This is a genomic window from Kitasatospora sp. NPDC088351, assembly GCF_040685575.1.
Lineage (GTDB): Bacteria > Actinomycetota > Actinomycetes > Streptomycetales > Streptomycetaceae > Kitasatospora.
The window spans coordinates 24,691-37,740 of record NZ_JBFBIL010000068.1 but is presented as its reverse complement, the minus strand read 5'-3'; the positions used below and the strand labels follow the sequence as shown (position 1 = coordinate 37,740).

At 75.1% G+C, this 13,050-nt stretch carries 15 protein-coding genes and 1 pseudogene; 5 read left to right on the top strand and 11 right to left on the bottom strand.

Annotation, left to right across the window (positions count from 1 at the left end; genetic code table 11):
- The 7 genes and pseudogenes from AB0P06_RS31990 to AB0P06_RS31960 form a co-directional block, all read right to left on the bottom strand.
- Positions 1–254: hypothetical protein (locus AB0P06_RS31990; RefSeq protein WP_363613563.1), on the bottom strand; the 254-nt coding region annotated here is incomplete at its 3' end.
- Between the two features lie 564 nt (positions 255–818).
- Complete coding sequence (locus AB0P06_RS31985; protein ID WP_363613561.1) at positions 819–968, bottom strand: GNAT family protein; 150 nt, start codon at positions 966–968, stop codon at positions 819–821.
- Between the two features lie 6 nt (positions 969–974).
- Positions 975–1,193 (bottom strand): annotated as a pseudogene (locus tag AB0P06_RS31980) (GNAT family N-acetyltransferase); the annotation flags it as partial.
- Positions 1,194–1,211: 18 nt separating this feature from the next.
- On the bottom strand, positions 1,212–1,406 hold the full coding sequence (locus tag AB0P06_RS31975) for a GNAT family N-acetyltransferase (RefSeq protein ID WP_363613559.1): 195 nt from the start codon (positions 1,404–1,406) through the stop codon (positions 1,212–1,214).
- Between the two features lie 169 nt (positions 1,407–1,575).
- Positions 1,576–2,256, bottom strand: a complete 681-nt coding sequence (locus AB0P06_RS31970) for a phosphonatase-like hydrolase (protein ID WP_363613557.1) — start codon at positions 2,254–2,256, stop codon at positions 1,576–1,578.
- A gap of 12 nt (positions 2,257–2,268) precedes the next feature.
- Entirely contained in the window at positions 2,269–3,390 is a 1,122-nt protein-coding gene (locus AB0P06_RS31965) for a TIGR03364 family FAD-dependent oxidoreductase (protein ID WP_363613555.1), read from the bottom strand.
- Positions 3,391–3,536: 146 nt separating this feature from the next.
- Positions 3,537–4,778 carry an alpha/beta hydrolase gene (locus tag AB0P06_RS31960; RefSeq protein WP_363613553.1) on the bottom strand — a complete coding sequence of 414 codons (1,242 nt, stop codon included), beginning with the start codon at positions 4,776–4,778 and terminating at the stop codon, positions 3,537–3,539.
- Between the two features lie 96 nt (positions 4,779–4,874).
- Here AB0P06_RS31960 and AB0P06_RS31955 point away from each other — a divergent pair, with 96 nt between their 5' ends.
- A complete protein-coding gene (locus AB0P06_RS31955; RefSeq protein WP_363613551.1) occupies positions 4,875–5,369 on the top strand; it encodes a MarR family transcriptional regulator in 495 nt (164 codons plus the stop codon).
- A 126-nt stretch (positions 5,370–5,495) separates the two neighbouring features.
- Here the strand turns inward: AB0P06_RS31955 and AB0P06_RS31950 are convergent, their stop codons facing one another.
- The 3 genes from AB0P06_RS31950 to AB0P06_RS31940 form a co-directional block, all read right to left on the bottom strand.
- On the bottom strand, positions 5,496–6,008 hold the full coding sequence (locus tag AB0P06_RS31950) for a pyridoxamine 5'-phosphate oxidase family protein (RefSeq protein ID WP_363613549.1): 513 nt from the start codon (positions 6,006–6,008) through the stop codon (positions 5,496–5,498).
- 144 nt (positions 6,009–6,152) lie between these two features.
- Positions 6,153–6,818, bottom strand: coding sequence for a phosphatase PAP2 family protein (locus AB0P06_RS31945; protein WP_363613547.1), 666 nt, complete (start codon positions 6,816–6,818; stop codon positions 6,153–6,155).
- On the bottom strand, positions 6,818–7,489 hold the full coding sequence (locus tag AB0P06_RS31940; protein ID WP_363613545.1) for a DedA family protein: 672 nt from the start codon (positions 7,487–7,489) through the stop codon (positions 6,818–6,820). Before AB0P06_RS31940 ends, AB0P06_RS31945 begins: the two co-directional genes overlap by 1 nt.
- A 114-nt stretch (positions 7,490–7,603) precedes the next feature.
- On the opposite strand from AB0P06_RS31940, the gene AB0P06_RS31935 reads away from it, so the two are divergent.
- The 3 genes from AB0P06_RS31935 to AB0P06_RS31925 all read left to right on the top strand — a co-directional run bounded on the left by AB0P06_RS31935 (position 7,604) and on the right by AB0P06_RS31925 (position 11,025).
- Positions 7,604–8,074, top strand: a complete 471-nt coding sequence (locus AB0P06_RS31935) for a BlaI/MecI/CopY family transcriptional regulator (protein WP_363613543.1) — start codon at positions 7,604–7,606, stop codon at positions 8,072–8,074.
- Entirely contained in the window at positions 8,071–9,216 is a 1,146-nt protein-coding gene (locus AB0P06_RS31930) for a M56 family metallopeptidase (RefSeq protein ID WP_363613541.1), read from the top strand. The genes AB0P06_RS31935 and AB0P06_RS31930 overlap by 4 nt, the downstream gene beginning before the upstream one ends.
- Positions 9,217–9,444: 228 nt before the next feature.
- A complete protein-coding gene (locus AB0P06_RS31925) occupies positions 9,445–11,025 on the top strand; it encodes a GAF domain-containing protein (RefSeq protein ID WP_363613539.1) in 1,581 nt (526 codons plus the stop codon).
- On the opposite strand, the gene AB0P06_RS31920 is transcribed toward AB0P06_RS31925, so the two are convergent.
- Positions 10,947–11,444, bottom strand: coding sequence for an SsgA family sporulation/cell division regulator (locus AB0P06_RS31920; RefSeq protein ID WP_363613537.1), 498 nt, complete (start codon positions 11,442–11,444; stop codon positions 10,947–10,949). The genes AB0P06_RS31925 and AB0P06_RS31920 overlap by 79 nt on opposite strands.
- A 372-nt stretch (positions 11,445–11,816) precedes the next feature.
- Between AB0P06_RS31920 and AB0P06_RS31915 the strand changes: the two genes are divergently transcribed.
- Positions 11,817–13,043 (top strand): hypothetical protein, encoded by a 1,227-nt coding sequence (locus AB0P06_RS31915; protein ID WP_363613535.1) that lies wholly within the window; start codon positions 11,817–11,819, stop codon positions 13,041–13,043.
- Positions 13,044–13,050 lie beyond the last annotated feature (7 nt).

The window sequence follows — 13,050 nt, the reverse complement described above, 5'->3', positions numbered from 1 at the left end:
CGCTCCAGAGCGGTGCGGCGCTCCGGGGAGAGACCCGGGATCCCGGCGGCCACGGTGGCGATCTCCTCGACGGCGCGGTAGCGCGTGAGCCGGACGCCGTCGACCGTCTCGGTCCCGGCCTTCTGCATCACCAGAGCCGCCGCCGTCAGGGCCGCCTTCGGGTCAAGCTCGTCCGCCCCGGGGGCGGACGCACCGCCCCCGCAAGCGGTGAGCCCCGCGACCAGTACGGCCGATGTGACAGCGGCACGACGCACCCCGCCCATGGCAAGTCCCCCATGATCCTTTCCCGAACGACCCGGCGGACCTTAACGGATCACCAAACCCACCCGACAGCGAATTTCCACAGCCCGACGGGCGTGGCCACCACCGGAACGGCCCGCGCACACTTCGACCTCCTCCCCCGACTTGGCAGCGGTTCCAACGGCCACGACGGTGGCGGTGGCCGCCCTCCGACGCAGGACGCAGAACCGGTGCGGAGTGGGTCAGTTCACGGAATGTTCCCCTCTGGTGATGTGTGCGGCTTGGTGTGTGCCGGGGCTCCCGACGCCGTTTCGCGACATCACGCGGACGGAAGGGCCGACATCGCCGCCGAGGACGAGCACGGCGCCCGGACCGTACTCCTACCGACGTACACGCAACCCGGGTCCACCGCCGGCCGCAGTAGAGCCATCAGAAGCCGTCGACCCACTGGCCGCCATCACCGGTGGCGGGCGGGTCGGGCACGCCGCCGCGCGCGAACTCGGCGATGCCGGGGATCACCCTGCGCGGCACGGCCGGCTCGGCCGGCACGAACTCACCTCCCCGGTACGGTCTCGCCGCTAGGCGGGCCAACTGGCTTGTCGGGCCGCGCTCGTTGGGCCGAGCCCGCCGATCGGCGTCCACTCGTGCTCCAGGATCGAGTAGGTGATCGAGTCGCGCCAGGCGCCATGGACGAAGACGTGGTCGCGGATCCGCCCGTCCTCGGTCATCCCGGCCCGCGGCAGCGTGCGCGCCGATGCCTCGTTGAGCGGCGAGCGGGCGGCCCAGATCCGGTGCAGGCCGAGGACGTTGAAGCCGAGCGCGCACAGCAGGTGGACGGTCTCGGTGCCGAGGCCCTTGCCCCACGCGTCCGAGTGGAGGGCGAAGCCGATCGTGGCGGCCTGCTGCGGCTCGGTCGCCAGGCGGGCGTACCCGATCAGCTTCTGCTCGCCGCGATGGGTGACAGCGAGGCACTACTCGGTTCGCGGGGTGACGCTCGCGGAGGCGATGGACCGGGCCGTGATCGCCTGGACCTGCTCACGGGTGCGGGGCTCGAAGCTGAGGTGGCGGGTGGCCTCGGGGTCTCCGTAGATGGCCAGGAGGTCTTCGGTGTCCTCGGGTTCGACTTCGCGCAGCGCCAGGCGCGGGCCGGCCGGGTAGAGGGTCATGGCTGCGGATCCTATCCGCCGGGTCACCGAACGAGGACGGAGTCGGGGCGGCGCAGGTAGGCTCCGCGGCCGGCGTTCGGGAGAACTGGAACGGTGCCCACGTGACAAGGTCCGCCGAGCCGTTCGACGACGGCTCGGCGGACCGGGTGGCTCTCGTGCCCGGGCTCGCTCAGCGGCCGGTCAGCAGGCCCGGCAGTTCGGCGATCGAGGCGAGGACGTGGGTCGCGCCGTCCGCCCGCAGGCGGGCCTCGTCGTGGGCGCCGGTCAGGACGCCGGCGACGACGGAGGCGCCCGCGCGGGTGCCGGTCAGCATGTCGTAGCCGGTGTCCCCGGCCACCGCGACCTGGCGGACGGAGTCCGTGGCCGTGCGCAGCAGGGCGGTGAGGGCGAGGTCGGGGTACGGGCGGCCGCGGCCGGCCTCGGCGGGGCAGAGGGTGAGGTCGGCGACGGACTGCCAGCCGAGGGCGGTCAGGATGCGGTCCTGGGTGGCCCGGGAGAAGCCGGTGGTGAGGACCACCTTCCGGCCCTGGCCGCGGAGTTCGGCGATCGCCTCGGCCGCGCCCGGCAGTGCGGCGCAGTGGCCCGCGTCGACCAGGTCGTGGTAGGCGGCCTCGAAGGCCGCGTTGGCCCGTTGGGCCTTGTCCTCCGCGCCGAACAGGTGGCGGAAGACAGAGATCTTGGACTCGCCCATGGTGGCCCGGACGTGCTCCAGCATGCGGGCGTGCTCGGGGCTGCCGGCCTCGACGCCGAGCGAGCCCGCGGCGGCCTGGAAGGCCTGCTCGACCAGGCCGTCGTCGGCGACGGTGGTGCCGGCCATGTCGAGCACGACCAGGCGGATGTCAAGCGACATGTTCGGTTCCTCCTACAGGTTGGCGAGGTCGGCGGTGGTCTCGGCGATGGCGGGCGAGCAGGTCATGCCGCGGCCGCCCGGGCCGGTGACCAGCCAGACGCCGTCGCGGACCCGTTCACGGTGGACGACCCGGGTGGTGTCCACGCACTGCGCGTACACCCCGGCCCAGCGGCGGCGCACCCGGGGCAGCGGGCGGCCGAGCAACTCCTCGGCCACGCCCACCAGGTGGTCGTACGGGTCCTCGACCACGTCGAAGCCGAACGGCTGGTCGTACTCGTGGGTGTCTCCGATGGTGAGGCCCCCGTCGCGGCGCTGGACCATCAGCAGCTGCATCCTGTGTTCGGCGGCGACCGACGGCTGCGGCTGGACGGCCTTCAGCCGCTCCAGCGCGGCGCCCGCGAAGGCGGGGTAGTAGCGGAAGCTGTCGCCGTCGGCGACCGAGGTGGTCAGCGTCTCGCCCAGCGGGTCGGTCTGCATCATCTGCAACCGCACCTTGCGGACGGGCAGTCGGGGCGCCAGCTCGCGGACCAGGCCGCCCAGCCAGGCGCCGGTGCAGAGGACGACCAGGTCGCCGGTGTGCACGTCGCCGTGGTCGTCGCGGACGGCGTTCTCGCCGATCACCTCGCGGACCTCGCGCCCGGGCAGGAAGGTGTAGCGGCCGCTGGCCAGCAGGGCGGCGCGCAGGGCGGGTTGGGCGGTGCGGGGTTCGACGGCGGCATCCCGTTCGCATGCCAGCGCGCCGAGCAGCCTGCCACGCAGCGCCGGGTTCTGCGCCCTCGTCTCGTCGGCGTCGAGCAGCCGGTAGCCGCGCGCCTCGGCGTCGGGGAGGGTCAACGCTTCTTCCGCGACGGCGAGTTCGGCCTCGGTGCGGATCGCGGTGAGCGATCCGTTGGCCCGGAAGCCGAGGTCGGGCACCCGGGCGCCGATCCGCTCCCACAGCTCGCGGGCGCGCAGCGCGGTGTCCAGTTCCTCGCCCTCCGCCCGGCCGCTGACCCAGACCAGGCCGAAGTTGCGCACGGAGGCGCCGCGCGCCTCGGCCTCGCGCTCCAGGTGGACGACCTCGTGGCCGCGTTCGACGGCCTGCCAGGCGTGCATGGTGCCGAGCACGCCCGCTCCTACGACGATGACTCTCATGCGGCCAGACTGGTGCGGCGAGGTGTCCGAGGGGAGTCCGAGCAGCGGCGCCGAGGTGAACCGGCCGAAAAGTTGTACAGACAACCCATGGCCGGTGCGCCGGGTGACACCGCGGCGGCCCGCGATGTCACCCACGGCCCGCCCGGTCAGGCGGCCCGGACCGGGTCGGTGCCGAGCCACCAGGCCGGGGCGGCGGTGCCGTCCGTGGTGCGGCCGTCCGCGTGCACGTAGTGCCGCACATCGCGGCCGGGCTCGCGCAGTTCACCGTCGAGGGCGCGCTCCAGCCACTCCGCACCGAAGCGGAACACCTCGGCGGCGGTGCCGCCCAGCGGGTGGAACTCGTTCTCGTAGACCCGCATCTCCTTGGGCGCGCGGATCCGGTCGTAGGTCGCCATCGCCTGCTCCAGCCGGGTCAGTTCGTCGAACTCGCCGATGCCCACGAGGACCGGACAGGTGATGTCCGCGACGAGGTCGCCGAGCGGCATCCGGGAGGCGAGCTCGCGGTCGAATGCCTCCTCGTCCTCATAGCCGGCCATGAACATGTAGTTGTTCTTGAAGGTCGGCTGCGCCCGGTTGAAGATCGTCTCGAAGTCGCCGCTGACGCCCTCGAAGCCGGCCAGCGCGGCCAGTCGCGGGTCGGTGGCCGCCGCCCGCATCCCCCAGTAGCCGCTCATGCTGATGCCGAACATGCCGATCCGCTGCGGGTCCACCTCGGGCAGGTCGGCCAGGTGGTCGATGTAACGGCCGATGGCACGCTCGTAGTTGGTGAGGTCGACGGTGAGCCCACCGGCCCGGGACTCGCCCTGGCCGGGCCCCTCGATCGAGAGCGCGACCACACCGCGGGAGGTGTAGTAGCGCTCCGCGGCGTAGATGTAGTCCTCCTTGATCATGTCCATCCCCGGGCCGAGGATGACCGCCGGCGCGCCCTCGACGGCCCCGGCCGGCAGGTGGAGCAGGGCGTGGATGTGCGAGCCCTCGAAGTCCAGCACCACCCGGCGCACCCGGCGGCCGCGCAGCTCGCCGAGCCGCGCCACGCAGTGGTTGGTCCGCTCCCGGAACGCCCGCTTGCGCGGGTCGGCGGCGTCGAAGACGGAGTACTGCGCCCGGCCCCACATCACGGCGGCACGCAGGTAGAGGTCGGCGGCGGTGCGGTCGTAGCCGCCGGCCTCGTGGTGGGCGGCCCGCTCCTCGGCCTGGCCGGCCACGGTGGCCCACGCCTTGGGCAGCATGGCGCCGCTCCGGACGAGGGCGAAGACCTTGTCGAAGTCGGTGTGGTCGTGGCCGAGCTGTTCCATCGTGCCCTTGGCCTGCGGGTGCAGGGCGTCGAAGCCGCCCTGCGCGAGGGCGATGTCCAGGGCCCAGCTCTGTCCGGTCGATCGCATGGTCATGGGAGGTACGCTCCGTTCGGCGCAATTACATAAGTACTTAATCATTAAGTGCTTACACTTGCTGTGCTGTCAACCCGCCGCCGAAGGAGCACCCTCATGACCGACCCGGAACACCCGCGACCCGGCGCCGACCACCGGCCCTCCGACCGGGGCGGCACCCGCGCCCTCGCGCTGGACGGGCTGGCCCGCGCCGCCTACAGCCTCAGCGCGGCGGACGCCCGGCTGCGCGGCCGGGCCACCCGCACCCGCGGCGCGCTCTCGCTCACCCACGCGCGGGCCCTGCGCGTGCTCGCCGACGAGGGGCCGCTGCCGGTCAGCCGACTGGCGGCGGGCACCGAGACCACCGCCGCGGCCGCGACTCAGCTGGTCAACGGCCTGGAGGAGGCCGGCTACGTCACCCGCGAGCGGCCGGAGCACGATCGCCGGTCCGTCGTGGTCACCCTCACCCCGGACGGCCGCGAGCGGCACCGCCTGCGCCAGCAGGCACTGGCGCAGGCCCTGGAACGGCTGACGGCCGGCCTCGACGCCGCCGAGGTCGACACCGTCACCACCGTCCTGCGCGGCCTGGCCGAGGTCTACGACGAGCTCTGAACGCCCGCGCCCACGGAGAAGAGCCGGGGCCACCGACGAGGACCGGCCGACGAAGCCCGACAGGACAGGCCCCCCGGGCCGGGAACCGCACCCCTCCCGGCCCGGGGGGCCACGCCCACCGCACCGCTACCGCAGCACGCCCGCCCGCAGGTAGTTGCGCCGCCCGAAGACCGGCTCGTCCACCGCCGTCAGCTCCTCCACCTGGAACCGGTACAGGGCCGCCGCGCCGCCGCCCGTCAGGAACTGCCGCCGCACCTCCGCGTCCTGGGCGAAGGACGGGAACCGGCCCTGGTACGCGGCCAGCGCCGCCTCCGCCTGCCGCCCCCACGCCTCGCCCGCGCTGCCGGACAGCTGGACACCGCGCAGCTGCTCGCCGAAGACCGGCGGCGGCAGGAAGACGGTGGCGGCGGCCCGGGCCTCCTCCGCGAGGTGGTGGCTGTGCCGGGTGGAGCGCTCGCTGACGAAGTACAGGACGAGGTCGTCGTCGTGCGCGAAGAAGGCGAGGTTGGCGTGCGGGCCGCGCTCGTGGCCGGCGGTGGCGAGGGTGAGCACCATGGCCTCGGCCAGCAGCCCCTCCACGCCCTTGCGCAGCTCCTCGGCGGGCCGGTCCCCCTGGGTGACGTCGAGTCGGTACGGCATTGGCACATCCCTCCCGCCGGCACGCCCACGGCGCGCCCCTGGCACGACTGAGCCGGGCGGGCGCCCCTCGGGAGAGGCCCCACGCCCGGCTCACATGCTCTCCCCGCCGCCCCGGCCGCACAAGGGCCGTGCGGGGCAAGGGAATCAGCGCCGCTGCGCCTCCAGCGGCGCACCGCGGCCACCCGTCGCCATGGCGCCCGCGCAGAGCAGCGGCCGCAGCGGGCCGCTGCGCGCCCGGTCCACCAGGGGCGCCGCGCGCCCGGCGGCCAGTGCCAGCGGGATCGCGACCAGGACGCCGACCAGCGCGCCGACCAGCACGTCGTGCGGGTAGTGCACACCGACCCAGACCCGGGAGGCGCCCATCAGCACGGCGGCGATCCCGGCGATCAGGCCCAGCCGCCGGTTCACGAACCAGAGCGCGGTCGCGGCGGAGAACGCGATCACCGTGTGGTTGCTCGGGAAGGACCAGTCACCGGCGCCCGGGCAGGCCTCCAGCGAGACGCTGCCGGCGATCTGCGCGCACGGCCGGACCTCCTCAACCGCCCCCTTGAACACCGAGTTGACGGCATAGGCGACGATCACGATCAGCGGCGAGGCCAGCACCTTGGCCATCAGCGCCGACTCGGTGCCGCGCGCCCGCCACCACGCGTAGACCATGAAGACCGCGAACAGGCCGAGCCCGAGCGCGGACCAGACCTTGACCAGCTCATCCAGCCAGTGCGGCGCGGCGTCCGCCCACCCGATCACCCGGGTGTAGAGGCCGCCGTCGATACCGCTGCCGTCGTACACGGCCAGCGCCCGGGAGGACATCACGCGTCACCTCCGTGACGCCGCGCCGTACGGGCGCGGAACAGTTCAAGAACAATCGGGATCACGGAGACAACTACTACCAGACCGATGATGGGGAGCAGATAACGGTCGATGCTGGGTACGGACGAGCCGAGCGCGTACCCGGCCAGCACCACTCCGACGGTCCAGACCGCCCCGCCCGTCACCTGCCAGAAGGTGAACGAGCGGACCGGCACCTCCAGCACGCCGCAGAGCGGATTCAGCACCGTTCGGACCACCGGGATGAACCGGGCGAGCACGATCGCCTTGCCGTAGCCGTACTTGGTGAGCAGTTCCTCGGCGCGCTCGACGCCCTGCCGGAGGCTCTGCCGCCTGGAGCGGCGCAGCAGCGCCCGCCCGCCGCGCCTGCCGATCACATAGCCCACCTGGGCGCCGGCCAGCGCCCCGATCAGGGCGGCCGGCAGCACCTGGTACAGCTCCAGCTGCGGCCCCTTGGTCGCGCCGGGCACACAGAGCAGGCCGGCGGTGAACAGCAGCGAGTCGCCGGGCAGGAAGAACCCGACCAGCAGGCCGGTCTCGGCGAAGAGCACGACGGCGATGCCGAGCGCGCCGAACGCGGCGAGCAGCGACGAGGCGTCCAGCAGGTTCACGGCGAGGGCGTGAACGGCCGGAACGGCGGGCGACTGGAGCAAGGCTGGCGGACCTCCCGTACGTTGGAGGGCGCGCCCGCGAGGCGCACCCTCGACCGTCTACAGTGACGTAGACGGTCTACATGACTGTAGACGAAACCTGGAGGAATCGCCGCCATGTCCGACGTACCGTCCGCCCGCCGGCCCGCCGGGGAGCTGGAGGCCGAGGTGCTGGCCGCCCTCTGGTCAGCGCGTCACCCACTGACGCCGCAGGACGTCCAGGCGGCCCTCGGCGGTGACCTCGCCCGGACCACCATCGCCACGATCCTCGCCCGGCTGCACGACAAGGGCACCGTGGAGCGCACCCGCACGGGCCGCGCCTACGCGTACATCCCGACCGTCCAGGACCCGGCCGGCCTCGCCGCCCGCCGGATGCACACCGAGCTGAGCCGCGAACCGGACCGTTCGACCGTGCTGGCCCGCTTCGTCTCCGACCTCTCCGTCGAGGACGAGCGGCTCCTCCGCGAACTTCTCGGCGACGGCGACGGCGACGGCGAGCCGACCGAAGCGGGCCACATGACCGGCACGGCCGGCCCGGCCGGCCCCGACCAGTACGGCGGGGGCGCGCCCGGAGCGGCCGCGTCATGATGATCGCCGTCTGGGCGCCGCTGCTGCTCCCCCTCCTCGCCGCCCCGCTGGCCCGCCGCCTCGCCGACGCGCTGTCGCCCCGGGCGGCCGCGTGGACGCTGGCCGGCACCGCCACCGTCCTGGCCGGCGGCACGCTCTGCTCGCTCGGCCTGCTCGCCGCCGCCGGACTGCTCCAGCTGCCGCCGGTCGCCGCGCTCGGCCACCTCTCACTGCCCTGGCTGACCTCGGCCGCGCCCGCCGCCGCGCTGTCGGCCGTGCCGGCCGGTCTGGCGCTGGTGGCCCTGGCGGCGCTGGCCGTCCGGACCGCGCGGCACCGCCGGCTCGACCTGCGCACCGCCCGGGCGGCACTGCCCGCCCCGGCCGCGCACCCCGGGGACCCGCGCCCCGACGACGCACACCGCGAGACCCCGCACCCCGACCGGCATCCGGACATGCGCCCCCCACGCGCCTCCGTGCGCCGGGCGCGCACCGAGCACCCCCGGGGCCTCCGCGCCCTCCTCGACCGGGCCCGCGCCCTGCTCCGCCCGGACCACCACTCGCTCGCCGTCCTGGACGACGAGTGCGCCGACGCCTTCGCCCTCCCCGGACGGCTCCGCCGCCCCGGCCGGCCGGGCGAACCGGGCCGGATCGTGGTCACCTCCGGAATGCTGCGCGCCCTCACCGCCCCGGAACGGGCCGCGCTGCTCGCCCACGAGCGCGCCCACCTCGCCGGCCGCCACCACGTCTTCCTCGCCCTCGCCGAGCACGCCGCCGCCGTCCACCCCGCGCTGCGGCCGCTGCGCGCGCCGCTCGGCTACCACCTGGAGCGCTGGGCCGACGAGGTCGCCGCGGAACGGGTCGGCGACCGCACCGTCACCGCCCGCGCGGTCGGCCGCGCCGCCCTGGCGGCCAGCCGCTCGCCCTGGCCGGCCCGGCCCCGGCTGGTCCCGGCCGCCCACTCCGGGCCGGTTCCGCGCCGGGTCGCGGCCCTGCTGCAGCCGACCACCGCCGCGCCCGCGGCCCGGTCCGGCACCGGCCGCCGCGCCGCCGCGTTCGCGCTCGCCGCCTGCCTGGCGCTCACCACCGCCGCGGCGCTGGACGCCACCGCCGACCTCCACCACACGGTCGAGGCCGCCCAGCAGGGCACCGCGACCGACCGGTAACCACCCGCCGGAAGCCCCCGCCGCACCCCTACCGCACCCCCAGCGCGATCCCCGACCCGCAGGTACCGCAGGCGCCACCAACCGCCCCAGCAGCACGACATGTCCATTTTCATACCGTCGGGTATGCCGACTTGGCAGACCCCATGCCCAGGATCGAACAGCCCCCGTACGCTTTCGTCAGCGCGTCGGCCCCGACGCGTCCTCGAACGGCGGCGAGGAGCAACCCGAGTGCGGCAGACCGGACGGCAGACCCGACGACCCGAGCGTCGAACTCCGCAGACCGCGGCGGAGCTGGCCAAGGTCCACGACCGCACCCTCGCCGAGGCCACCGCCAGGGACCTGGCCCCGGACGCCCCGCTCGACGACGACCCGGCCCGGCTCCAGCCCCGCCCCGAGATCGGCGACTCCTGGGCCCGGCTGCGCCGCCTGGGGCTCGACCCGGACGCCGGCGCCGCCGCCGTCCACCTCGGCCCCGCCGAGATCGAGCACCGCCGCCGCACCAGCGGCCTCGACGCCGTCCTGCCCGTCCTGCGCGACACCCTGCTCGAACCGGTCGGCCAGACCCCGCTGATCCTCGCCATCGCCGACGCCGAGGGCCACGTCCTCTGGCAGGAGGGCGAGCGCGGGCTGCGCCGCAGCGCCGACCGGATCGGCTTCCTCACCGGCGCCCGCTGGGTCGAGGAGAGCGTCGGCACCAACGGCATAGCCGCCGCCCTGCGCGCCCAGCGCCCCATGCACGTCCACTCCTCCGAGCACTACCTGCGCAGCCACCACTCCTGGACCTGCGTCGCCGCGCCGGTGCGCGACCCGGGCACCGGGCGGCTGATCGGCGCCATCGACCTCAGCGGCCCGGCCCACAGCGTCCGGCCGTACCTGCTGCAGCTGACCGCCACCGCCGCCCGGCTCGCCGAGACCGAACTGCGCGCCCGCCGCCTGGAGTCGCTGCACCACCTGCGCACCCTGGCCGCCCCGCTGCTGGCCCGGGTGAACGGCCCGGCGCTGGTGGTGGACGCCGCCGGCTGGACCGCCGCCGCGGCCGGCCTGCCGCCGCCCACCCGGCTGCGACTGCCCGCCGAGGGCTGGGGCTCGGCCGCCGTGCACTGGCTGCCCAGCCTCGGCGAGTGCGTCATAGAGCCGCTGGCCGACGGCTGGCTGGTCCGCCCGGTCCGGCCGCAGGACGATGCCCGGGCGGAGGACGACGACGGCGCCGCCGAACAGGCCGAGGGCGCCCGGCTCCGGCTCGACCTGCGCCGGCCCGACCGGCCGGAGCTCTCGGTGCACGGCGCGGCCGGCGGCTGGTCCCACGCGCTCAGCCCGCGCCATGCCGAACTGCTGCTCCTGCTCGCCGCCGAGCGCGACGGCCACACCGCGGCCCAGCTCGCGGACGCCCTCTTCGGCGACCCGGGCCGGACGGTGACGGTTCGTGCCGAACTCTCCCGGCTCCGCCGCTACCTGGGCGGCCTCCTGGCCCACCGGCCGTACCGGTTCGCCGAATCGGTGCTGGTCAGCGTGGTCGGGCCGGACGACCCGTACGACCTGCTGCCGGTCTCCTCGGCGCCGGCCGTGCGCCGGCTGCGGGTGGGTCTGGCGAACGGGACGGTCCGGCTGCCGGGCACCCCGCCCTTACCCGGTCCGCGCACGCCGGACGATCTCCCGTTGCCGGACGACCTCCCACGAACGGGTGAGCTCCCACCGCCCGGCGAACCCCCACGGCCGCCGGGGCCGCCCGCTCAGCCGCCGAGCAGCGCGGACAGCTGGGCGTCGGTCGGACCACAGGCTCGCTCGGCCTCCTCCGAGACCAGCGCGTAGGTACGGTCCAGCCAGGCCTGCACCCGGGGCTTGGAGGCCTCCAACAGGGCGCTGCCGTGCGGGGATTCGAGGGCCAGGTGCAACGTCGAGCCGTGGCAGGGACAGTACGCGGGCCACAGCTTGACGTCGCCCTGGCCGCTCAAGGAGCGCAGGCCGTCGCGCAGAAGGTCACGCGAGAACACCCAGTCGGCCTCGTCCGGCCGCCCGAGATGGAACGTCAGCAGCACCTCGTACGGGCGCTCGGTGTCGAACCGGAACCTGGTCCGAACCTCCCCGACGACCTCCTCACCCAGCGAGATCCGCAGCGTCAGCACTTCCTCCACCGCCGCCGGAGCGGCGGTGGAGCCTGCCTCATCGCCGCCCGTGGGGGTAGCGGCGAGAGGGGCACTGGAAGGTGCGGGCAGCGGGTCGGACGGCATGACGGTCTCTCCGGGACGGCGTGGGATGTCACCAGGGTGCGCCACCGACGACCGCCGGGCAAGGGTTGCAAGGAGGTTGCAATAATCCCCGACCCGGCCGGGCGGCCCTTACCGGCCTTATCAGACGGATCGTCAATTTCCTTTCCCCAGAAGGCTGTCCACGTATTGGATCAATTCGGTCCAAGGTCTGGTCCGGGCCCGGCCACCCGCTGGTACGCTCGTCCCCCTGCCGGCGCGCGCGAGCGCGCGAACACCGGCGGACCCGCACGGGCGCGCCCGGCGGCAGTCCGCCCGTGACGGCGATTCGGGCCTTCCCGCAGCGCGTGGGAGGATACGGCGACCGCAACGCCGACTTCGGGGAGGGAGGGTCCGGTGGCTCTGCGCGAGGACACCGAGCGGGGCGTACGCCACGAGCGCGACCAGTGGCACGAGCGCCACGGCCGGCACGGCAGACGGAAGCCGTTCGGCGGCCGGCTCCGGCTGCCCACCCTCCGCTTCTCCGGGGCCGCGATGGCGATGTCCACCGTGGTCGGCATCAGCATCGCCACCACCTACCTGCTCAACGAGCAGCAGGGCGTCGGCCGCCGGGCCGGGGTCGCCCGGGTCGGCTCCAGCCCTCCCCCGCCCAGCCCGGCCCCCGATCAGGCCGCCACGGGCCAGGCCGCCGCCGATCAGTCCACCACCGATCAGGCCGACGGCGCCGCCGACCGGACCCCGGCCGCGCCCTCGTCGCGGCGGCCCTCGACCGGCCCCTCGGGGACGGCCTCGCCCAGCGTCTCCACCGCGCCCCGCCCGGACGCGCCCCGCCCGGGCCCGTACGAGGCCGGCTCCCCCGCGCCCGGTACGCACGACGCCGACACCCACGGCAAGGGGACGGGCACACCCGGGGCCGCCGTCCACGGGCCCCTCGCCGCCCCCTCCGACACCGGCCAGGGCGCCTTCGCCGATCCGTCCGCCGAGGCCCTCGGCCCGGTCCGGGAGCGGCCCACCGCACCCCCTGCCGGCTCGACCGCCGAACCGCCCGCCACCCCACGTCCGTTCACCAAGTCCTCGCCCGCGCCCGCCGCACCCGACAGCCGCTCGACCGACGAGGACCCCGCCGACCCGTCAGTCCCGGACGATCCCGTCGAGCCCGCCGATCCGGCCGATCCGGCCGACGACGGTGCCACCGACGCGGCCCTGACCGGCCGCGCCCTCGTGCAGCCGGTCGGCCGCGACGGCCTCCGGCACCTGCTCTCCCTGACCGTCGCCGAGCCGCTCACCGCGCTCCAGGCCGAGTTCCGGCTCGCCCCCGGCGAGTTGGCCCCCGGCACCGGCACCGCCTGGACCGATCTGCCCGGCACCGTGGTCACCGCCCACCAGGAACGCGGTGTGCTGGTCTACCGGTTCACCACCCCGGCCGGCACCGACGTCCGCCCCGGCCACTACACCTTCGGCGTGCGCGGCACCCGCCCGGCCGCCGCCCCGGAACGGACCGCCGGGCCGGAGCACCGGGCGGCCGGGAGCCGGAGCACCGAGAGCTGGAACGCCGCCGCGTTCGGCATCCACCGCCCCCGGGCCGTCGCCGCCCTCGGCACCTTCACCGCGCCGTCCCGCTGAGCCGCCG